This is a genomic window from Erwinia sp. HDF1-3R, from assembly GCF_039621855.1.
Lineage (GTDB): Bacteria > Pseudomonadota > Gammaproteobacteria > Enterobacterales > Enterobacteriaceae > Erwinia.
Genome location: NZ_CP155071.1, coordinates 66,836 through 87,182, shown reverse-complemented (window position 1 = coordinate 87,182; position 20,347 = coordinate 66,836). Strand labels below are relative to the sequence as shown.

Genomic DNA, 20,347 nt, shown 5'->3' with positions numbered 1-20,347 from the left:
CCTGGAGAGTTAATCGCTGTGCGTTATCCGTGGCCGGGTCAGCGCATTCCACATCTCACACACGACCAACATCAGCGCGACGCATACCGTCAGTTCCCGACTTATAAACACCACATCAGTCAGACCGCTGACAATTACGCCGAGCATCACCGCCAGCAGCAGTGAGTTTTGCGAGCGCAGAGCGTAAACCACCAGCGACAGATAAAACATCAGCAGCACCACCGCGCCCTGAATCCCCTGCAGGCTGGCAGTATCCAGCACCTCGTTATGCAGATGCACCTTCTCGTACAGCATCGACACGCTGTCCTTGTGATAGGTGTCGACATACCGCTGAAAACAGGCGGTGCGATCTTCAGACTTCATTCCCAACGGATGGGCGCTCAGGCACCACCAGCCAACCTGCCACATCGCCAGTCGGGTAGTGAGAGAGCCGTTTTCGTTGCCGTTTGACTGATTATAAAGGGTGTATTCCTGGAAGGTGGTATCCAGCTTCGGCTTAATGATCGGCTTATAGCTCAGCGCGACCAGGACGCCAACGGCAACCAGTATCGCCAGCAGCGACTTTAACCCAAAATGACGAAACTGCAGCACGCCCACCACCAGGATGATTAACGGATAAGCCGCCATCATATTGCGCGTACCGGTTTGCATCAGTACAAACCAGGAGAGCAGGAAAATGGCCAGGCAGCAGAGCATGCTGCCCGGCGAATGCTTTTCGGAAGCCAGCAGAAACAGCACCACCATAGAGAGCATCGCATAGCCATATGCAGAGATAGTGGCGCGATCGAGCGCAAATTCTACCCGGTGCATGTCGCTGAAATACTGCCAGAAGCCATACGCGGTCGCGGCGGCGAATGCCGTTAGCAGGCCATACTTAATGCAGAGGATGCTTTTCGCCCGGAAATGCTGCATCTGTGAAAAGAGCCAGTAGCCCGTCACGCAGACCAGCAGCAGGCGTTTCCCGGCGTTCATATAGTCGTTATAGGTGGTGTAATCCGGGCCGCCATAATACTCCCAGTAAAACCAAATCAGCTTGCTGGCACCGAGTATCGCCAGCATCGCCAGAAACCACAGTCGCGAGCGGTCAACGTCTTTCCGGTTAAACAGGATACCGGCGAGAGAGAAATAGAAAGACCAATAAAACAGGACCTTGGCTGCCTTGATATCAATAAAGGTCAGCATGATCGATAGCATTGCGCTGACCAGCGTCAGAAAATAAAAAACTGTGCGAAGCTGTTCCGTATTACGTCTGATTAGCATAGTGATTCTCAGGTCGGGACTGGATGCCATGCGGCTCATTATTGTGGTTTTGTTTGCGCAAATTCTGCGAGAGTCATTCCCTGGGTCCGATGGTGCAACCAGCTGAACAGCGTCTCCAGATCGTCATACAATCGATCAATATCACCCTCGTTCTTAAAGGTTGGGCTGCCGTCTGGCATAAACTCCGACGAATGCAGCATAAATTCAACGTAGTCCGCACCTTGCGCCAGGGTCTTTTCCGCCACCGCGATCATCTGCTGCGCATTGCCTCCGGTCGGGCGCAGCCAGTAGACTGAGGGGCTGCGTTGCTTACCGCGAAGTTTGTCATAGCCCTGCTTAAAGCTGTTCATTAACCCCGAATGTTTATAGTACGTGGTCATGGGAACTTCCAGCAGCGGTGAGTTGCCGGGCCGCGAAATATCATTGATATCAAGATAATAAGCATCACGCGGGAAGTGGGTATAATCGGTACCACCCTGCCCCTGCGGGGCACCTGGCGAGAAGGTCCAGTTCACGCGTGGGGTCACCGAACAGTCAACGCGGTATCCCAGTTCGATCAGCAGCCGGGCATACGCTTCGTTAAACGCCCAGCGGCCTGCGCGGTGGCTCAGCATTTTTGTCTGAAACGTCTCTTCCAGCAGGTCGGTCATATAGACGACTTTGCTGCGCATTTCCTCAGCGGGATATTCGATCAGATAAGGCTGAAAACGCCAGTCATCATCGGTCAATGGACTGACGGGCGGGCTGTTCCACGCATGTAAGTGCATACCCACCTCCCCCTGACCACGGGCAATCACATCGCGGGCGAAATCGATATAGACGGGGTCGATGGCCATTTCATAGTTGGTCAGCCAGGTCGGCTTGAAGGCATACTTCTCGCTAATTTGCTGGAATCGGGCAAGATATTGCGCGTTTTTGGTCGTAACGTTCCCGGAACGATTACGCCATAAATTATCGCCTTCAGTATCGATAGTAATAATAAATGCTGGTTTCTTCATGCAGATTGCAGGCTCCGTAGTGACCTTGCGGCTATGTTACGCAGCAGCAATGAGAACCGCAAAGAGATTTGCTGAGCTGGCTCACAGCCGGACAGGATTCCAGGTAGCGCTATCTTTATTATTTTTCTAAGATAGCCTCTACATCTAAAGCTCACTCTTTATAAGCAAGGACGCACTGACAGCGCTAAAACAGGGTTCAGGCCAGTATTAATGCGGTGGGTATGGCGCCACATCGCAGCTATCTTCTCTTTTTAAGGGTAAAAATTTGTCCAAGCGCATTTTGATGATCATTGATGGCCTGCCGGGCGGGGGAGCCGAGAAGGTGGTTCTGACGCTTTCAAAAGGGCTGATTGAGCGCGGGCATCGGGTTTCGCTGTTTTCACTGCGTACCGTGTGCGACTACAGCATTCCTGAGGGGCTTGATTATCAGGTGATAAAAGATCGCTGCAAAAAGCCCTGGCGCAAGCTGACTGAGCTTAACCGCCGTGCCGCAGGGCTCGATCGTGCCATCAGCGAAGCGGAGAAAACGGGCGGTGCTTTCGATCTGGTTGTCTCGCATCTGCATAAAACCGATCGTATCGTCAGCCGCTCCAGGGTGCTGGATGCCGATAAAACCTGGTTCTGCCTGCACGGGGTCTTCTCCGCCTCTTACCTGGGTCACCGCAAAGGTTTCTCACGCTGGTTAAAGGAGCGTAAAACCCGCTGCGTCTATCAAAACCGCAACCTGATTGGCGTATCACAGTATGTGATGGACGATCTCAAAAGTGCTTTTTTGGTAAGACCGAAGCGCGAGCGTGTGATATCTAATCCCTTTGACTTTGACGTCATTGAGCAGCTGTCGCTACAGCCCTGTAGCATGGAAGGAAAAGAGTACCTCATCCACGTTGGACGTTTTCACCAGACTAAACGCCATGACCGTCTGCTGCGGGCCTATGCCCAAAGTGGCCTCTCTGCCCCACTGCTGCTGATTGGTCAGGGGAACCCTGAAATTACCGCAAAAATCAAAGGGCTGGTCACTGAACTGGGGATTGAAGACAGGGTTATCTTCAAAGGCTTTATGGATAATCCTTACCCCTATATACGCCAGGCAAAAATTTTAGTCGTCAGTTCAGATAGCGAAGGTTTTGGCAACGTCCTGGTTGAAGCGCTGATTTGTCACAGTCCGGTGGTCAGTACCCGCTGTCCTGGCGGTCCGATAAGCATCCTGACCGGCGATCTTGCTCGCGGCCTTGCTGATATGAGTGAAGCGTCGCTGGCCGCGACGCTCAGGGAAGTTTGGTTCAACCCTCCCGCGGTGACTGCGCTGGACCTGCAGGCTTACACTATTGAAACAGTTTGCCAACAGTACCTTGATTTAATTAACCCAGACTAACAACACGCTGGCAGAAGCTTCCCTAAAACTCATTTAAAATGATGATACTGCCACCCGAAAGCGACTCCTGTTTATCCGGGATGAAGAGAACAATTTGTTTATTCAATACCTAAGGTTTTGGCCCATGATAACGCTCACACGCAGGAACGGCTATCTGAACTCTTATTACCAGATTCCAGCGATGGGGCACGCCTGTATCCCTCTGCACGCAGGGACAGGCAGCGGTACATTCAGGGAGTTGGGAGCGTGAATTATGTTCTGCTCTTTATCCTGCTTCTTCCTTTGAAGCTGGCCTTAAAGCTGGTGCAAAAGAAGACGGCACGTAATCTGGTTATCCAGACGGCGAAGATTGGCGATTTCGTCAATATTACGCCGCTGCTAAGCCATCTGAAGCACAGTGATGCCCTGCTGAGCCGTTCTGTCGCGCCGCTGGCGCGGCATGATGCCACGCTGGATGAGATTTTTTATATCGAAGAACATAAAAGCAGCACGCTGAGTAAGCTTAAGCTCGCCTTCATGCTGATGAATCGCTATGAAAATATCTATCTGTTACAGCCTAACAACGCCAATCTGTTTTTTGCCGCCTGCTGCAACGCGGGTAATAAGCAGTTTTTGTCGATGTACCGTCGGAAGTGGTATCAGCAGCTATTTTATCTGACCGCCAGCGGCACGGTTGAGCATACAAAAACCACGCTGACCCTGGAAAACTACCTTAAGCTGGCTGACCGCTCTCTGACGCGTGCGAGCTATCCTAAGCATGCCACACTGCCGCTGCTGAAGCCGCAGAATACGCCCGAGGAGATTTTCCGCACGGATCGGATAAAGATTGGTATCAGCATTTCGGCTGGGAATCAGGCGAAAACGATCCCTCCGGCCATCTGGAAGCGTCTTTTTGAGCGACTGAGCGATCTGCCCTGCCTGTTTTATGTTTTCGGCTCGCCTGAAGAACTTCCCCGGCTGAACGCGCTCTATGAGGCGATCGATAACGCCGATAACATCGTGAATCTGATTGGTAAAGTGTCACTGGAAGGCCTTCCGTGGGCAATCAGCAACATGGATTGTTATGTCGCGTCCGATTCAGGCAATGTTTACATCGCAGATTCGCAAAACGTGCCGGTTATTCTGATTTACGGCCCCTGCTGCGTCGAAGAGCAGCGGCCGCTGGGTGACGTTTTACTGATTGGTCCAAACCATATTTCACCCTCGTCTTTTGTGTTTCATGCGCTGTATGCATTTAACCACCCCGTCGAGCAGCTTTTTGAGCTTGATCCGCGAAAGCTTGATGATATTTATCATTTTATCAGTGCCAGAAGCCCCCTCCTGGCCCAGGAAAAGAAGACGTTACCCTGAGTATGAATCCGCATTCTGAAGCCCCAGCCCCGCGCCTGAGCGTAATAATCCCGATGTATAACGCAGGAGAGAGTTTTCAGGCCTTTATGTCGTCCCTGCTGGCTCAAACCCTGGAAGACCTGGAGGTGATCATCGTTAATGACGGCTCCACGGATCGGTCTGCGGAACTGGCCCATCGCTATGCCGCAGACTATCCACACGTTCAGGTGATCGACCGTGAAAACGGCGGTGTATCAAGAGCCAGAAATGACGGCCTTGCCGCTGCGCGTGGAAAATATGTCACTTTCCCGGATGCCGACGATACGCTCTCACCTGAGATGTACAGCACCCTGGTCAGCATGGCAGAACGGGACGACCTGGATGTCGCACAGTGTAATGCCGAGCGGGTGTTCTGGGGAGGAAGTGAAGCCCGCCCGCTTATCCCTCTCGAGCGGTTGGGGTCGACGGAAGTCCTTAGCGGCCCGGCATGGCTCAGCAGGGCGCTGGCCAGTAATCGTTACCTGCATGTCGTCTGGCTGGGCATTTACCGCCGTTCGCTGATTGAGCAGCTCAACCTGCGCTTTGAACCCGGTCTGCACCATCAGGACATTCCCTGGACGACCGAGCTGATGATGAACGTTCAGCGGGTGCGCTATATCGATACCGTCCTGTACCGTTATTATGTTCATGACCAGTCGATCAGTAATCAGACGCGCACCGGCCAGCGTAATGTCGAGTATCAAAAACATTACATGAAAATTGCGCGGATGCTGGAAGAGATTAACCAGCGCTACCGGCGCAAAGTAAAAATTTACCCCGAGTTTCATCGGCAGGTGACAAAAGAGGCGCTCAGCGTCTGTCACTCTGTGCGCCGTGAGCCGGAAGAAGCGGCTCGCCAGGCAATAATAGCGGACCTTTTTGCTACCGGTACGCCTGGCCGTATGCTGCGGAACGCGCGGGGTATTCGACAGTGGTATCAACTGCTGCTCTGGCTTTGCCGAATTTACCGCTGGCGTCAGCGATAGCGTCGTGCCGCGCTGGCTTTCCCCCTCGCGGCGTTTGCCTTACAATCGGCTCACTTCCTTTTGAGATTTCATGAGTATGCCAACGCCTCAAACGATCCCTGACGCCTTTGTGCCGCAAAATATACTGCTGATCAAGCTGCGTCACCATGGTGATATGCTGCTCACCACGCCGGTTATTCAGGCGCTTCATCAGCGCTATCCCCATGCCAACATTGATGTGCTGCTTTATAAAGAAACCCTGCCCATGCTCAAGGCGCACCCGCTGCTCCGCCATCTGCATTTTATTGACCGCAACTGGAAGAAAGAGGGTGGCGTAAAGCATATTTCTCATGAAATCGGACTGATTAAGACGCTCCGGCAGTGTCGTTACGATCTGGTCATCAACCTTGCCGACCAGTGGCGCAGTGCGATTATTACCCGAATGACAGGCGCAAAAGTCAGGATTGGCTTTGATTATAAAAAACGGCGTAACGCCCTCTGGCGGCATTCCCATACCCATCTGGTCTCCACCGACCGCCATGCGCAGCTGCACACCGTCGAACAAAACCTGGCGGCGCTGGCTCCACTGGGGATCGCCCCTGAAGGCTGGTCGGCGGCGATGCATTACAGCGAGGCGGACTGGCAGAAAACGCGGAGCACGCTTCTCGCATATCAGCCGGTGGAAAGGCCCTATATCGTGATTCAGCCGACTTCGCGCTGGACCTATAAGTGCTGGGAAGACGATAAGGTCGCCGGACTGGTCGATGCCCTTAGCGATGACAGCAGCGACATCATTCTTACTGCGGCCCCGGACAAAAACGAGCTGGCGATGATCGAACATATTCTTTCGCTTTGCCACGGCCGCCGGGTTATTTCGCTGGCAGGCCAGCTGTCGCTGTCGCAGCTGGCAGCCCTGATCGACCATGCCAGACTGTTTATCGGCGTGGACTCAGCGCCGATGCATATGGCTGCGGCGCTGAATACGCCGTGCATTGCGCTGTTTGGCCCTACCAAGCTCACCCAGTGGCGCCCCTGGGGAAACAATAATCGGGTCATCTGGGCGGGAGACTATGCGCCCCTGCCGTCGCCTGACAGTATTGATACCAAAACGAAACTCCGCTACCTCTCCGCGATACCACTTGATGAAGTTGTCGCTGCCGCAAGGAAATATCTGGATGAATAAAGTCAGACTGGCAATCGTTCGGCAGAAGTATCGCCCCGACGGCGGCGCCGAACGTTTTATCGCCCGCGCGCTGGAAGCACTGGACGACAGCAGCCTTGAACTGAATATCATCACGCGCGACTGGCAGGGAGAACCCCGACCAGACTGGCACCTGCATATCTGCAATCCTAAAAAGTGGGGCCGCATCTCGCGCGAGCGGGGCTTTGCCGAGGCGGCTCGGGCCTGCTGGCAGCGCGAGCAGTTTGATATCGTACAGAGCCACGAGCGCATCAGTGGCTGTGATATTTTTCGCGCGGGCGATGGCGTACACCGCGTATGGCTTGCGCAGCGTGCCAGAATCGTTTCACCGTTCCAGCGTCTGCTAACCCAGGCCAGTGCTTATCATCGTTACGTTATGGCCGCCGAGGAGGCGATGTTCCGTTCGCCCTCGCTGAAGAAAATCATCTGTAATTCGCAGATGGTGAAAAACGATATCATGCGCTGTTTTCAGGTGCCGGAGGAGAAATTTGCGGTTATCTATAACGCTATCGACGCGCAGCGTTTCCAACCCGCCACCCGCGAACAGCGTCAGCAAATGCGCGAAAAACTGGGTCTGCCGGAGCATGCCAGGGTCTTTATCTACGTTGGATCGGGCTTTGAACGAAAGGGTTTAAAAGCCTGTATCGAAGCGCTTGCGCCGACTGACGCCCATCTGCTGGTGATCGGACAGGACAAACATCAGCCTCGTTACGCTGCGCTCGCTCAGCGTCTGAACTGTGCGGATCGCATCCATTTTGCCGGCGTGCAGCATGAGGTGATCCCCTTCTATCATGCCGCCGACGCGCTCATGCTGCCAACGCTGTACGATCCTTTTCCCAACGTCATTCTGGAAGCGATGGCCTGCGGCCTGCCCGTAATCACCAGCTTCACCTGCGGCGGTGCAGAGTTTATTGTTGAGGGTCAGCAGGGATTCGTTTGCGATGCGCTGGATGTTCCGGCACTGACCCGGGCCGCAAACGCAATACCGCTGCGAACGGCAGACAGCCGCATGGGTGATGCAGCGCGTGAACGGGTGCTACCCTGCTCGCCTCAGCAGCTGGCGGGCCAGCTTAATGCGCTCTATCAACAAGTGCTGCAACAGCGCTGATGAAGTTGTGTGAGCGGGAGCAACTTATCTGCTAACATGCCCTATTACTTATCTTTTTTGATACTCTCTGGCGTGGGTCGCTGCGCACATTGTAAATACTGTGATGACAACACTCTATACCGTCCTGCTCTATCTCATTCAGCCCCTAATCTGGCTTCGCCTCTGGCTGCGTGGCCGTAAAGCCCCTGCTTACCGCAGGCGCTGGGCCGAACGCTACGGTTATTGTGAAGGTAAAGTGCTGCCAGACGGCATTTTACTGCACTCGGTTTCCGTCGGCGAAACGCTGGCCGCCGTGCCTCTGGTCAGAGCCTTACGTCATCGCTACCCTTCGATGCCGATCACGGTTACCACCATGACTCCGACCGGCTCGGAACGCGCCGCCTCTGCGTTTGGTACCGATGTCCACCACGTCTATCTGCCCTACGATCTGCCTGGATCGATGAACCGCTTTCTGGATAATACCCGCCCCCGGCTGGTCATTATCATGGAAACCGAGCTGTGGCCGAATATGATCTCCCTGCTGCACGCCCGCAAAATACCGCTGGTGATCGCCAATGCCAGGCTCTCCGAACGGTCGGCAAAGGGCTATAAAAAGCTGGGCAAATTTATGCAGCAGCTGCTGCAAAAAATTACGCTGATTGCGGCGCAGAACCAGGAAGATGGCGATCGCTTTGTCAGCCTGGGGCTTAAACGCGCTCAGCTGACGGTAACCGGCAGCCTGAAGTTTGATATCTCCGTTACGCCGGAGCTGGCTGCCCGGGCGATCACACTTCGCCGCCAGTGGGCGCCTCGCCGTCCGGTCTGGATAGCGACCAGTACGCATGAGGGTGAAGAGAGTATTATTCTGGATGCGCACCGCAAGCTGCTGGCCCGCTTCCCTAATTTGCTGTTAATTCTGGTGCCCCGCCACCCCGAGCGCTTCTCAACTGCCCGCGAACTGACGCAGAAGGCAGGTTTAAGCTATACCCTGCGCAGCAGCGGCGAGATCCCCTCCGGCAGTACGCAGGTCGTGATTGGCGACACCATGGGCGAGCTGATGCTGCTTTACGGCATCGCCGATCTGGCCTTTGTTGGCGGTAGCCTGGTTGAGCGGGGCGGTCATAATCCTCTGGAAGCCGCCGCACATGCGCTGCCGGTGCTGATGGGTCCACATATCTTTAACTTTAAGGATATCTGCGCCAGACTGCAAAATGCTGACGGCATGATAACCGTTACCGATGCTGACTCGCTGGATAAAGAGATTACTACGCTGCTGACCGATGAGGATTATCGTCTGTACTATGGTCGACATGCCGTGGAGGTGCTTCACCAGAATCAGGGAGCGCTGCAGCGTCTGCTACAGTTACTCGAACCCTATTTACCACAGCGGAATCACTAAATGTCCGATCGCCAGGCTCTTTCAGTGGTATTGATCGCCAGGGACGCCGCCGGGCTACTGCCGGAGTGTCTGGAATCCGTTAGCTGGGCCGATGAGATTATCGTTCTTGATTCGGGCAGCAGTGATGACACACCGCAGATCGCCGCCAGGCACGGTGCCCGGGTATTCCAATCAGGTGAGTGGCACGGCTATGGGAAACAGCGCCAGCTGGCGCAGCGCTACGCCAGTCACGCCATGATTCTGATGATCGATACCGATGAGCGCATTACGCCGACTTTGCGTGAAGCTATCGAATCCGTTTTGCAGCAGCCCGCTTCGGCGACGGCCATTTATAGCCTGGGCAGAAGAAACCTTTTTCTGGGGCGCTTTATGCGCCACAGCGGCTGGTATCCCGATCGGGTGACGCGCCTGTATCCCGCCAGCTATCAGTACAATGATAATCAGGTACATGAATCGCTGGATACCCGGGGGCAGAAGGTCATCCCGCTTAAGGGCGATCTGCTGCATTTAACCTGTCGTGATTTCTCTGCCTTCCAGTGGAAGCAATTTGCGTATGCAGAAGCCTGGGCAAAACAGCGTCACCAGCAGGGTAAACGCTGCGGCTTTATGTCGATTTTTACCCATACTCTGGGCGCATTCCTGAAAACGCTGCTGCTTCGTGCCGGTTTCCTGGATGGCAAACAGGGCTGGCTGCTGGCGATGGTCAACGCACAGTACACCTTCAATAAATACGCGGCGCTGTGGGCGCTGAATAACTCTTCTCACGCTTCCAGCAAGGGTGGCCTATGAGCAGCATAAAAGCGATTTACCCTGGCACCTTCGATCCGATGACTAACGGCCACCTCGACATTGTGACGCGCGCCGCCCGAATGTTTGACAGCGTTATCCTGGCCATTGCCGTCAGCCCGCATAAAAAGACGCTGTTTTCGCTTGAGGAGCGGGTCGCACTGGCACAGGAGGTGGTGGCACATCTACCGAATGTCGACGTGGTGGGATTCAGCGATCTGATGGCGAACTTTGCCCGCGACCGCCAGGCGCACGTGCTTATTCGTGGGCTGCGCGCCGTATCTGATTTTGAATATGAAATGCAGCTGGCGCGGATGAACCGGCATTTGCTATCAACGCTGGAGAGCGTGTTTATGATGCCGGCTGAAGAGTACTCTTTTATCTCTTCCACTCTGGTTAAAGAGGTCGCGCGGCACAAAGGCGACGTCAGTGCATTTCTTCCTGCACCCGTTTTAGCCGCGCTGCTGGCAAAGCTTTAACCGGCTAAACCGCCGCGAACAGGTTATTTCTGGCAGGTTGGGCAGTAAAACGTGCTGCGCTGGGCGTGCTTCGTACCCTTAACGGGCGTACCACATACCCGACAGGGCTCGCCCGCCCGCCCATAGACCTGAAGCTGCTGGGCAAAATAGCCGGGCTTGCCATCGGTCTGCAAAAAATCACGCAGCGTTGTTCCCCCCTGCTCAATGGAACGCAGCAGCACGGCCTTGATGGTGCTGACCAACAGGTCGGCTTCATCCGCAGTTAGCGACATCGCCTGACGATCGGGGTGAATACCGGCGGCGAACAGGGATTCGCTGGCATAGATATTGCCTACCCCCACCACCAGCTTATTGTCCATCAGCCAGGGTTTAACCGGCGTACGCTTGCCGCGCGACTTATCAAACAGATAGCCTGAGGAAAAATCTTCACTGAGCGGCTCCGGGCCAAGATGAGCCAGCACGTTGCTGGCGGTAAGATCGCTGCTCCAGAGCCACGCGCCAAAGCGCCTCGGGTCGGTATAGCGCAATATCCTGCCATTGCTCATCACCAGGTCTACGTGGTCATGTTTAGCCGGTGGCAACTCTTCGGACAGCACCCGCAGACTACCGGACATTCCCAAATGGATAATAATCCAGCCATGGGGCAGCTCCAGCAGCAAGTACTTGGCCCGCCGCTGTACGCTCAACACAGGTTGATCGCTAAGCCGATGGATCTCTTCAGAGACGGGCCAGCGCAGCCGCCCATTGCGCACAATAGCGTGAAGAATGGTGGCACCCACCAGATGGGGTTCGATACCCCGTCGACTGGTTTCTACCTCAGGTAACTCCGGCATGGCCTCGCCTCCCGTGCTGCGTTGATGGTTGACCGTCTCACAAAAACAAAAAACCCCGCCGGGGCGGGGTTTTTCACTATCCACTAAAACCAATTACTTGATTTTAGCTTCTTTATAGATCACGTGCTGGCGGACGACTGGATCGAATTTCTTCAGTTCCAGTTTTTCCGGCTTAGTACGCTTGTTCTTCGTGGTGGTATAGAAGTGACCTGTACCAGCAGAAGAAACCAGCTTGATCTTCTCACGAATACCTTTAGCCATGTTTCAGTTCCTTACCTTAGTACTTCTCACCGCGGGTACGCAGATCGGCCAGAACCGTCTCAATACCCTTTTTATCAATTACGCGCATGCCTTTGGCAGAAACACGTAGTGTAACGAAGCGCTTTTCGCTCTCAACCCAAAAACGGTGAGAGTGCAGGTTCGGCAGGAAACGGCGTTTCGTCGCGTTCATTGCGTGGGAACGGTTGTTACCCGTCACCGGACGCTTGCCAGTTACTTGGCAGACTCGTGACATGTCTATTCTCCAAAAATCAAATCAGCTCGAGCTTTAAAAAAAAGGTTTTGGCCGCCTCGTCAGGCTCATAGCCCATCCAGGCGAGTTCAATGCGAACCCGCTGAGCAGGCCCAAATGCCAAACCCGAGATTCTCAAAGGTGGCGTAGTATACGCCCTGCGGCGGCGCTGCTCAAGTCCCGAACAGATAAAGATCCCTGCGGATCGTGCAAAATTACTGCATTTGAACGTTAAACGGACGCCGGACGGCCTCTTCGCCGCGGGCAGGACAGCATTTCTCCAGGCTATAACCACCCTTTTTCAGCAAATGAAACGTATTCGCCGCGCCCGATCACCATATGGTCCAGAACCCGAATATTGAAAAGCTGACAGGCGATGACCACCTGCTGGGTCACATCCCGATCGGCCGGGCTGGGGCGCGATACGCCAGACGGGTGATTGTGGGCAAGAATTAATGCGGCCGCATTCAGCCTGAGCGCATCACGCACGATTTCCCTGGGATGCACTTCAACGCTGTTGAACGTACCCGCAAACATTTCACTGGCCTCAATAACCCGGTGCTGATTATCAAAGAAAATCACCATGAAGATTTCCCGCTCACGGTGCGCCAGCGTACTGTGAAGGTAATTAAGCAGATCGCTGGAGCTGGTGACGCTATGATGGTCGAGCGCATCGTTGCAGGTAAAAAAGCGGCGGGCCAGCTCTGCAATTGCATTGAGCTGCGCATACTTAGCCGTTCCTACGCCCTTTATATGTTGAAACGCCTTTTTTTCAGCCGTAAGCAAACGATAAAGCGAGCCGAATTCCTCAAGAAGCTGCGAGGCCAGGGACATAACGTGTACCCCTTCCACCCCCGTTCTTAAAAAAATAGCCAGTAATTCAGTATCCGTTAACTCTGCCGCCCCGCCCTGCAACAATTTTTCTCTGGGTGGAACACTCTGCCATTGCTTTTCCATCTGCATCCCTCCTTCCTGTGCCGCCAAAATCATGGCATTATATACAGTACTTTCCAACCTCCCTGGCGCATTTTATCGAGCTGTCTCACAGCAATAGTGCCTCTGCAAAAAGGACGGTGGATGGGATTGTGATAAAATACGCAAATTCTGGCGCTATGCAGTGCGCTAATCTGACTCAACAGGGCGGACGTCAGTATGATGGGATTAACGGGCAAGCACATTGTTCTGGGCATAAGTGGGGGGATTGCCGCCTACAAAACGCCGGAGCTGGTCAGGCGGCTTCGCGATCGCGGCGCCCAGGTTCGGGTGGTTGTCACCGAGGCGGCAAAAGCCTTTGTGACCCCGCTCAGCCTGCAGGCGGTGTCAGGATATCCGGTTTCCGACGATCTGCTCGACCCCGCCGCTGAGGCAGCAATGGGGCATATTGAGCTGGGAAAATGGGCCGATCTGGTCATTCTTGCACCCGCCACCGCCGATTTGATTGCCCGCCTGGCGGCCGGGATGGCAAACGACCTGCTGAGCACGGTGTGTCTCGCTACGGCAGCGCCCATTGCGGTTGTTCCGGCGATGAACCAGCAGATGTACCGCGCCCTGCCTACTCAGCATAACCTGCAGGTGCTCGCCGCTCGGGGCCTGCCAATTTGGGGGCCAGAGAGCGGCAGCCAGGCCTGCGGTGACGTTGGCCCAGGCCGCATGTTAGATCCGCTGGCGATTGTAGAAGAAGCCGTTCACTGGGCTTCTGACGTCGTCGATCTGCAACATCTCAATATTATGCTGACGGCGGGGCCAACCCGTGAGGATCTTGATCCAGTGCGGTTCATAACTAACCACAGCTCGGGTAAGATGGGCTTCGCTATTGCAGCGGCGGCAGCGAAACGAGGCGCAAACGTCACGTTAATCGCCGGTCCTGTTGCGCTGGATACCCCACAGCAGGTGACGCGCATTGATGTGAATACCGCCCTGGAGATGCAGAAGGCCGTCATGGATCGCGCTGCCGGACAGCATATTTTTATCGCGACGGCGGCGGTTGCCGATTACCGTGCGGCTGAGGTCGCCGTGGAAAAAATCAAAAAGCAGGGTGATGAAATTACCCTCAAAATGATAAAAAACCCTGATATCGTTGCAGGCGTTGCGGCCATGCAGGACAACCGCCCCTTTGTAGTAGGATTTGCCGCTGAAACCCACAATGTGGAAGAATACGCCCGACAAAAACGAGTAAGCAAAAACCTGGATGTCATCTGCGCCAACGATGTATCGAAGGCCGGGCAAGGTTTCAACAGTGATAACAACGCTCTACACCTTTTCTGGCAGGGAGGCGATAAAGCCTTACCGCTTAGCGATAAGTCGCGCCTTAGCCAACAGTTACTGGACGAGATAGTCAGCCGTTATGATGAAAAAAATCGACGTTAAAATAATCGACCCGCGAGTCGGTAAAGATTTCCCACTGCCAACCTATGCCACATCCGGCTCAGCGGGCCTTGACCTGCGCGCCTGTCTTGATGAGGCCATCCAGCTGGCGCCGGGGGCTACCACCCTGGTGCCAACGGGTCTGGCTATTCACATTGGCGATCCTCAACTGGCGGCGGTCATTTTACCCCGCTCTGGTCTCGGCCATAAACATGGCGTGGTGCTGGGTAACCTGGTGGGGTTAATTGACTCCGATTACCAGGGACAGCTAATGGTTTCCGTATGGAACCGCGGACAGAATGCTTTTACCATCGAACCGGGCGAACGCATCGCTCAGATGGTATTCGTTCCGGTCGTACAGGCTGAATTTAATCTGGTAGAAGATTTCGATGCCAGCATTCGTGGCGAAGGTGGCTTTGGCCATTCAGGACGTCAGTAGCATCGCCTCATCCGCTCCTATAGCGATTAACTTGTCTTTATTCCACCGTGAGCATGTTGCTCACGGATGTTGCGTGGCAATTTGCCGTTCAAGGTGATATTTCAGGGGTCTTACAGGACATGGCAGAAAAAAAGAGTGCGAAAAGGAATCGTCGCGAGGAAATACTGCAGGCTCTGGCGCAGATGCTGGAATCCAGTGATGGTAGCCAGCGTATAACTACCGCTAAACTCGCCGCGAACGTTGGCGTTTCTGAAGCGGCACTTTACCGGCATTTTCCCAGCAAAACCCGGATGTTTGACAGCCTGATCGAGTTTATCGAAGACAGCCTGATTACGCGCATCAATCTGATACTCAAGGACGAAAAAGAGACGCTGCCGCGGCTGCGTCTGATAATCCAGCTGATTCTGGGCTTTGGTGAGCGTAATCCAGGTTTAACCCGTATCCTGACCGGTCATGCACTGATGTTTGAACAGGATCGACTGCAAAGCCGCATCAATCAGCTGTTTGAACGCATTGAGGTTCAGCTACGCCAGGTACTGCGCGAGAAGGTAATGCGTGAAGGGGAAGGTTTTATAACGGACGAGAACCTGCTGGCAAGCCAGCTGCTGGCCTTCTGTGAAGGTATGCTGTCCCGCTTTGTGCGCTCCGGTTTCCGCTACCGGCCCACGGTTGACTTCGATACCCGCTGGCCACTGCTCGCCTCGCAGCTGGTGTAGGCTTTTACGGGCCAGCATCGCTGGCCCGTAAAATCAGATACCGTATTCTTTACGGTAGGCGCGTACCGCCACCAGGTGGTCGGCCAGCTCGGGCTTCTCTTCCAGGTAAGTAATCAGCTCTTTTAGCGTGATAATCGAAATCACCTTACAGCCGTAGTCGCGTTCCACTTCCTGGATAGCCGACTCACTGCCGCGCCCGCGCTCCTGGCGGTCGAGAGAGATTAACACTCCGGCCAGCGTAGCCTGGTGAGCCGCAATAATTTCCATGGATTCACGAATCGCGGTTCCCGCAGTGATCACATCATCGACCAGCATAATTCGCCCCTGTAGCGGGCTACCGACCAGCAGTCCTCCCTCGCCATGATCCTTTGCTTCTTTACGGTTAAAGCAGTAGGGAACATCGCGGTCATGGTGATCGGCCAGGGCGACTGCCGTCGTGGTGGCTATCGGGATCCCTTTATAAGCGGGGCCAAAGACCAGGTCGAAATCAATACCGGAGTCAATCAGGGCCTGCGCGTAAAAACGCCCCAGCAGGGCAAGGTCGCGACCGGTATTAAACAGGCCCGCATTGAAGAAATAGGGGCTTTTACGCCCTGATTTCAGCGTGAATTCACCAAACTTCAGCACCTGCTTGTTGATGGCGAATTCGATAAATTGGCGCTGCCAGGCTTTCATGTCTCGATCCTCACATAGTCATAAAAAAGGCGACCCTGTGGCCGCCTGAAATATCAGTCTGTTAGCGCGGCTTTCTGCGCCTGAATAAGGGTGTCAATACCGCCCCGGGCCAGTGCGAGCAGCGTTAACAGCTCCTCATGAGTGAAGGGCTCACCCTCTGCGGTGCCCTGCACCTCAATCATGCGGCCATCTTCAGTCATCACCACATTCATATCGGTTTCAGCAGCGGAGTCCTCTACGTATTCCAAATCACAGAGCGCTTCACCCTTCACGATCCCTACGGATACCGCCGCCACCATGCCTTTCATCGGGTTGGCTTTGAGTTTACCAATGGCCACCAGATGGTTAAGCGCATCCGCCAGCGCAACGCAGGCGCCGGTAATTGATGCGGTACGCGTGCCGCCATCCGCCTGCAACACATCACAGTCGAGGGTGACGGTAAACTCGCCCAGCGCCTTAAGATCCAGTGCGGCGCGAAGGGAGCGCGCGATCAGTCGCTGAATTTCAAGCGTACGACCACCCTGCTTACCTTTGGCGGCTTCACGCGCGTTGCGACTGTGCGTCGCGCGTGGCAGCATGCCGTACTCGGCGGTCACCCAACCCTGTCCCTGACCTTTCAGGAAACGGGGTACACCCTCATCAATAGTGGCAGTACACAAAACTTTAGTATCACCGAATTCGACCAGAACAGAGCCTTCTGCATGTTTGGTATAATGACGGGTCAGTGTGACGGGACGCACCTGCTGTGCGCTTCGGCCTGCTGGACGCATGGTTTCTCTCCGGCTAGCAAAACATGATTGGCTGCGCATTATACGGATTTCACCCTCCGTTGCCTATGGCGATGGGCGCCAGGGTGGGTTTTCTCTGCCGCCCAGCAAAGGTTGCCTCGTTTTTTACCTGAGAAACAGGCTGCTCAGCCTGTTTCTCTTCATAATGCGAGCCTTCTCGTACGATGGGTGAAAAACGCCTGAAAGTGTGGCTAAATGCAGCCCATCTCTCTTCCTGCATGCTGGAACGCGTTTTTATGGCTCAAGTCTTACACTTTATTCTGGCCCTGGCCGTTATCTTTCTGCTGGCGTTACTTTTTAGTCACGACAGAAGGCAAATCCGGCCGCGCATCATTATTCAGTTAATTGTGATTGAAGCCGCGCTGGCGTACTTTTTCCTTCATGCCGCCAGTGGCCTGACCATCGTCACGGCCGTCTCCGGATTTTTTGAAACGCTGCTTAAATTTGCGGGCCAGGGTTCAGAATTTGTTTTTGGCGGGATGAGCAGTCAGGGCATGGCCTTTATCTTCCTCGGCGTACTCTGCCCGATCATATTTATCTCAGCGCTGATTGGTATTCTTCAGCATTTACGCATTCTGCCGATCCTGATCAGGCTGGTGGGGACCCTGCTCTCAAAGATCAACGGCATGGGTAAGCTGGAGTCGTTTAATGCGGTCAGTACGCTGATCCTCGGCCAGTCAGAAAACTTCATCGCCTATAAGGGTATTCTCGCGGACATTTCATCCCGCCGTATGTACTCCATGGCGGCCACGGCCATGTCGACCGTATCGCTGTCGATTGTCGGTGCCTATATGTCGATGATCGATCCGCGCTACGTGGTCGCCGCGCTGATACTGAACATGTTTAGCACTTTTATTATTCTGTCGATTCTGAACCCGACGCCACAGAATGACGAGCCAGAGATCAGGCTGGAGAAGCTGCACGAAGACCAGAGTTTTTTCGAAATGCTCGGCGAGTATATTCTTGCCGGATTTAAGGTCGCGATGATTATTATGGCGATGCTGATTGGCTTTATTGCGCTGATCGCCGCGGTGAACGCGATGTTCTCTGCGCTGTTTGGCATCAGCTTTCAGCAGATCCTGGGCTACGTTTTTTATCCGTTTGCGTGGCTGATTGGCATTCCTGCCCCGGATGCGCTGCGGGCAGCCAGTATTATGGCGACCAAGCTGGTCGCTAACGAGTTCGTGGCGATGATCGACCTTAAGAATATCGCTGCCACACTCACGCCGCGCGGTCTTGGCATCCTCTCGGTCTTTCTGGTCTCCTTTGCCAACTTTGCGTCAATCGGCATCGTCGCCGGTGCCATCAAGGGCCTGAACGAAAAACAGGGCAACGTGGTGTCCCGCTTTGGCCTGAAGCTGGTATATGGCTCTACCCTGGTCAGCCTGCTTTCAGCCGCCTTTGCCGGGCTGGTGCTGTAAACGGCCTTCCCCGGCGCTGCTACCGCGCCGGGGGACGCATCAGAATGATACGCAGGCTGGGACATCCACTCGCATTACCGACTCCTGCTGGAAGCGCTGCCTGTAGCGGGCGCGGAGCGCTTCAACATCCTGACTGCTCTGCTGCCCTGGCGTATAAATCAGCATTAACGCCTTGCTCTGTTCACGAGCAACCTGTCCATCCTCGCCCAGCCACTGCCCCCGTGCATCAAATACCGTCAGACCGTCTTTAAAGCGCGGCGTCACGTCAGCGTCAATAAATGACTGCCACTCCGCAGCGGTTACCGCCGGTCCATGCGGACGATTCATACCAAAGTAGAGGGTCGTCTGCACCATGCCATGCCCCACCGTGCAGGATTGAGCTGGCACAGGCTGATGGGCAGGCGACATACACCCACTTAACGCAAAAATTGACAGCATTGCCAGGGGCATTAATTTCATAATCTACCTCAGTGTAATTATTTCAGTTTAACCTGCGACGTCTGCCGCACGCCCCACGACGCCTGATGCCTGATGCCTGATGCCTGATGCCTGATGCCTGATGCCTGATGCAGAGCATATTAATTAACCTGAAATAAATTGCCAGATGATCGCGCTCATTTACCGTTGTTTGACTGAATGCCTGTTAAGGCATCCTCTGCGCCGCTATAATCCCCGTAACTTTTTCTGAACACGGGTACGCAACATGATCCGCAGCATGACCGCTTACGCACGGCGTGAAACCAAAGGCGAATGGGGCAGCGCAGCCTGGGAACTTCGTTCCGTTAACCAGCGCTATCTGGAAACCTATATCCGCCTCCCGGAGCAGTTCCGCGGGCTGGAGCCAGTTATCCGCGAACGCATCCGTAACCGCCTGACGCGCGGTAAAATTGAGTGCAATCTGCGCTTTGATGCAGACCCGAGCGCCCAAAGCTCGCTGGTATTAAATGAAAAGCTGGCCATTCAGCTGGTGCAGGCGGCTAACTGGGTAAAGATGCAGAGTGACGAGGGTGAAATTAATCCGGTCGACATTCTGCGCTGGCCCGGCGTGATGTCAGCTGAGGAACAGGATCTTGATACCATTTCCGCAGAGCTGCTGAAGGCGCTGGAGATCGCGCTGGACGACTTTATCACCTCGCGCGAAACCGAAGGTGCCGCACTGAAATCCCTGATTGAGCAGCGCCTGGCAGGCGTCAGCGCTGAAGTCACCAAAGTGCGCGCGCAGATGCCAGACGTACTGAAGTGGCAGCGTGAGCGCCTGGTCACCAAACTGGAAGAAGCCCAGGTCCAGCTGGACAGTAACCGCGTAGAGCAGGAGCTGATTATGCTGGCCCAGCGCGTTGACGTGGCGGAAGAGCTGGACCGGCTGGAAGCCCATGTAAAAGAAACCTACAACATTCTGAAGAAGAAAGAAGCCGTAGGCCGTCGCCTCGACTTTATGATGCAGGAGTTCAACCGCGAGTCCAATACGCTCGCTTCCAAATCGATTAATGCCGAGGTCACCACCTCTGCCATTGAGCTTAAGGTTCTAATCGAGCAGATGCGTGAGCAGATTCAGAATATCGAATAACGTTGCATACTGTTGCACTCAGTAGCAAGAAACCATTGCAGCCCGCTAAATGCGGGCTTTTTTATTTTTATGCTATTGCATACGGTTGCATAACAACGCGGATAAAGGATGTACCCAG

Annotated in this window: 22 protein-coding genes; 13 read left to right on the top strand and 9 right to left on the bottom strand. The window is 54.5% G+C overall.

The window, feature by feature from the left end; all coding sequences use genetic code 11:
• Window positions 1-9: 9 nt before the first annotated feature.
• Both AAGR22_RS00405 and AAGR22_RS00400 read right to left on the bottom strand, forming a co-directional pair.
• Window positions 10-1,260 carry an O-antigen ligase family protein gene (locus AAGR22_RS00405; protein WP_345829656.1) on the bottom strand — a complete coding sequence of 417 codons (1,251 nt, stop codon included), beginning with the start codon at window positions 1,258-1,260 and terminating at the stop codon, window positions 10-12.
• A gap of 38 nt (window positions 1,261-1,298) precedes the next feature.
• Window positions 1,299-2,258 carry a deacetylase gene (locus tag AAGR22_RS00400; RefSeq protein WP_345829654.1) on the bottom strand — a complete coding sequence of 320 codons (960 nt, stop codon included), beginning with the start codon at window positions 2,256-2,258 and terminating at the stop codon, window positions 1,299-1,301.
• Between the two features lie 283 nt (window positions 2,259-2,541).
• Here AAGR22_RS00400 and AAGR22_RS00395 point away from each other — a divergent pair, with 283 nt between their 5' ends.
• The 8 genes from AAGR22_RS00395 to coaD all read left to right on the top strand — a co-directional run bounded on the left by AAGR22_RS00395 (window position 2,542) and on the right by coaD (window position 10,915).
• A complete protein-coding gene (locus AAGR22_RS00395; RefSeq protein WP_345831521.1) occupies window positions 2,542-3,630 on the top strand; it encodes a glycosyltransferase in 1,089 nt (362 codons plus the stop codon).
• A gap of 246 nt (window positions 3,631-3,876) precedes the next feature.
• Window positions 3,877-4,980, top strand: coding sequence for a glycosyltransferase family 9 protein (locus AAGR22_RS00390; protein ID WP_345829652.1), 1,104 nt, complete (start codon window positions 3,877-3,879; stop codon window positions 4,978-4,980).
• A gap of 2 nt (window positions 4,981-4,982) precedes the next feature.
• A complete protein-coding gene (locus tag AAGR22_RS00385) occupies window positions 4,983-5,984 on the top strand; it encodes a glycosyltransferase (RefSeq protein ID WP_073981046.1) in 1,002 nt (333 codons plus the stop codon).
• Window positions 5,985-6,060: 76 nt separating this feature from the next.
• The gene (gene rfaQ / locus AAGR22_RS00380; RefSeq protein ID WP_345829649.1) at window positions 6,061-7,146 is read left to right on the top strand and encodes a putative lipopolysaccharide heptosyltransferase III; all 1,086 of its coding nucleotides are present in this window, start codon (window positions 6,061-6,063) and stop codon (window positions 7,144-7,146) included.
• Window positions 7,139-8,272 carry a glycosyltransferase family 4 protein gene (locus AAGR22_RS00375; protein WP_067709296.1) on the top strand — a complete coding sequence of 378 codons (1,134 nt, stop codon included), beginning with the start codon at window positions 7,139-7,141 and terminating at the stop codon, window positions 8,270-8,272. Before rfaQ ends, AAGR22_RS00375 begins: the two co-directional genes overlap by 8 nt.
• A 103-nt stretch (window positions 8,273-8,375) precedes the next feature.
• Window positions 8,376-9,650 carry a lipid IV(A) 3-deoxy-D-manno-octulosonic acid transferase gene (gene waaA / locus AAGR22_RS00370; protein WP_067709293.1) on the top strand — a complete coding sequence of 425 codons (1,275 nt, stop codon included), beginning with the start codon at window positions 8,376-8,378 and terminating at the stop codon, window positions 9,648-9,650.
• Window positions 9,651-10,439, top strand: coding sequence for a glycosyltransferase family 2 protein (locus AAGR22_RS00365; RefSeq protein WP_067709291.1), 789 nt, complete (start codon window positions 9,651-9,653; stop codon window positions 10,437-10,439). It begins immediately after the preceding gene.
• On the top strand, window positions 10,436-10,915 hold the full coding sequence (gene coaD / locus AAGR22_RS00360; protein ID WP_067709289.1) for a pantetheine-phosphate adenylyltransferase: 480 nt from the start codon (window positions 10,436-10,438) through the stop codon (window positions 10,913-10,915). The genes AAGR22_RS00365 and coaD overlap by 4 nt, the downstream gene beginning before the upstream one ends.
• Window positions 10,916-10,938: 23 nt before the next feature.
• Here coaD and mutM read toward each other — a convergent pair whose 3' ends face one another.
• The 4 genes from mutM to radC all read right to left on the bottom strand — a co-directional run bounded on the left by mutM (window position 10,939) and on the right by radC (window position 13,216).
• Window positions 10,939-11,748, bottom strand: a complete 810-nt coding sequence (mutM, locus tag AAGR22_RS00355; RefSeq protein ID WP_067709287.1) for a bifunctional DNA-formamidopyrimidine glycosylase/DNA-(apurinic or apyrimidinic site) lyase — start codon at window positions 11,746-11,748, stop codon at window positions 10,939-10,941.
• Between the two features lie 93 nt (window positions 11,749-11,841).
• Window positions 11,842-12,009 carry a 50S ribosomal protein L33 gene (rpmG, locus tag AAGR22_RS00350; RefSeq protein ID WP_001051798.1) on the bottom strand — a complete coding sequence of 56 codons (168 nt, stop codon included), beginning with the start codon at window positions 12,007-12,009 and terminating at the stop codon, window positions 11,842-11,844.
• A 16-nt stretch (window positions 12,010-12,025) separates the two neighbouring features.
• A complete protein-coding gene (gene rpmB / locus AAGR22_RS00345; protein WP_004154798.1) occupies window positions 12,026-12,262 on the bottom strand; it encodes a 50S ribosomal protein L28 in 237 nt (78 codons plus the stop codon).
• A 282-nt stretch (window positions 12,263-12,544) separates the two neighbouring features.
• Window positions 12,545-13,216 (bottom strand): DNA repair protein RadC, encoded by a 672-nt coding sequence (gene radC, locus AAGR22_RS00340; RefSeq protein WP_345829644.1) that lies wholly within the window; start codon window positions 13,214-13,216, stop codon window positions 12,545-12,547.
• Between the two features lie 195 nt (window positions 13,217-13,411).
• On the opposite strand from radC, the gene coaBC reads away from it, so the two are divergent.
• From coaBC to slmA, 3 genes are all read left to right on the top strand, one after another.
• Window positions 13,412-14,626, top strand: coding sequence for a bifunctional phosphopantothenoylcysteine decarboxylase/phosphopantothenate--cysteine ligase CoaBC (gene coaBC / locus AAGR22_RS00335; RefSeq protein WP_345829642.1), 1,215 nt, complete (start codon window positions 13,412-13,414; stop codon window positions 14,624-14,626).
• Complete coding sequence (gene dut, locus AAGR22_RS00330) at window positions 14,604-15,062, top strand: dUTP diphosphatase (RefSeq protein WP_067709282.1); 459 nt, start codon at window positions 14,604-14,606, stop codon at window positions 15,060-15,062. The genes coaBC and dut overlap by 23 nt, the downstream gene beginning before the upstream one ends.
• Before the next feature lie 119 nt (window positions 15,063-15,181).
• Window positions 15,182-15,778: a nucleoid occlusion factor SlmA gene (gene slmA, locus AAGR22_RS00325; protein ID WP_067709280.1), complete on the top strand. Its 597-nt coding sequence runs from the start codon at window positions 15,182-15,184 to the stop codon at window positions 15,776-15,778.
• A 33-nt stretch (window positions 15,779-15,811) separates the two neighbouring features.
• On the opposite strand, the gene pyrE is transcribed toward slmA, so the two are convergent.
• Both pyrE and rph read right to left on the bottom strand, forming a co-directional pair.
• Window positions 15,812-16,453 carry an orotate phosphoribosyltransferase gene (gene pyrE / locus AAGR22_RS00320; protein ID WP_067709278.1) on the bottom strand — a complete coding sequence of 214 codons (642 nt, stop codon included), beginning with the start codon at window positions 16,451-16,453 and terminating at the stop codon, window positions 15,812-15,814.
• Window positions 16,454-16,506: 53 nt separating this feature from the next.
• Entirely contained in the window at window positions 16,507-17,223 is a 717-nt protein-coding gene (rph, locus tag AAGR22_RS00315; RefSeq protein ID WP_067709276.1) for a ribonuclease PH, read from the bottom strand.
• A gap of 254 nt (window positions 17,224-17,477) precedes the next feature.
• Here rph and AAGR22_RS00310 point away from each other — a divergent pair, with 254 nt between their 5' ends.
• Window positions 17,478-18,662, top strand: a complete 1,185-nt coding sequence (locus AAGR22_RS00310) for a nucleoside transporter C-terminal domain-containing protein (protein ID WP_067709451.1) — start codon at window positions 17,478-17,480, stop codon at window positions 18,660-18,662.
• Between the two features lie 39 nt (window positions 18,663-18,701).
• On the opposite strand, the gene AAGR22_RS00305 is transcribed toward AAGR22_RS00310, so the two are convergent.
• On the bottom strand, window positions 18,702-19,121 hold the full coding sequence (locus AAGR22_RS00305; RefSeq protein ID WP_345829636.1) for a DUF3574 domain-containing protein: 420 nt from the start codon (window positions 19,119-19,121) through the stop codon (window positions 18,702-18,704).
• A 244-nt stretch (window positions 19,122-19,365) separates the two neighbouring features.
• Between AAGR22_RS00305 and AAGR22_RS00300 the strand changes: the two genes are divergently transcribed.
• A complete protein-coding gene (locus AAGR22_RS00300; protein ID WP_345829634.1) occupies window positions 19,366-20,229 on the top strand; it encodes a YicC/YloC family endoribonuclease in 864 nt (287 codons plus the stop codon).
• The last annotated feature ends 118 nt before the right edge of the window (window positions 20,230-20,347 follow it).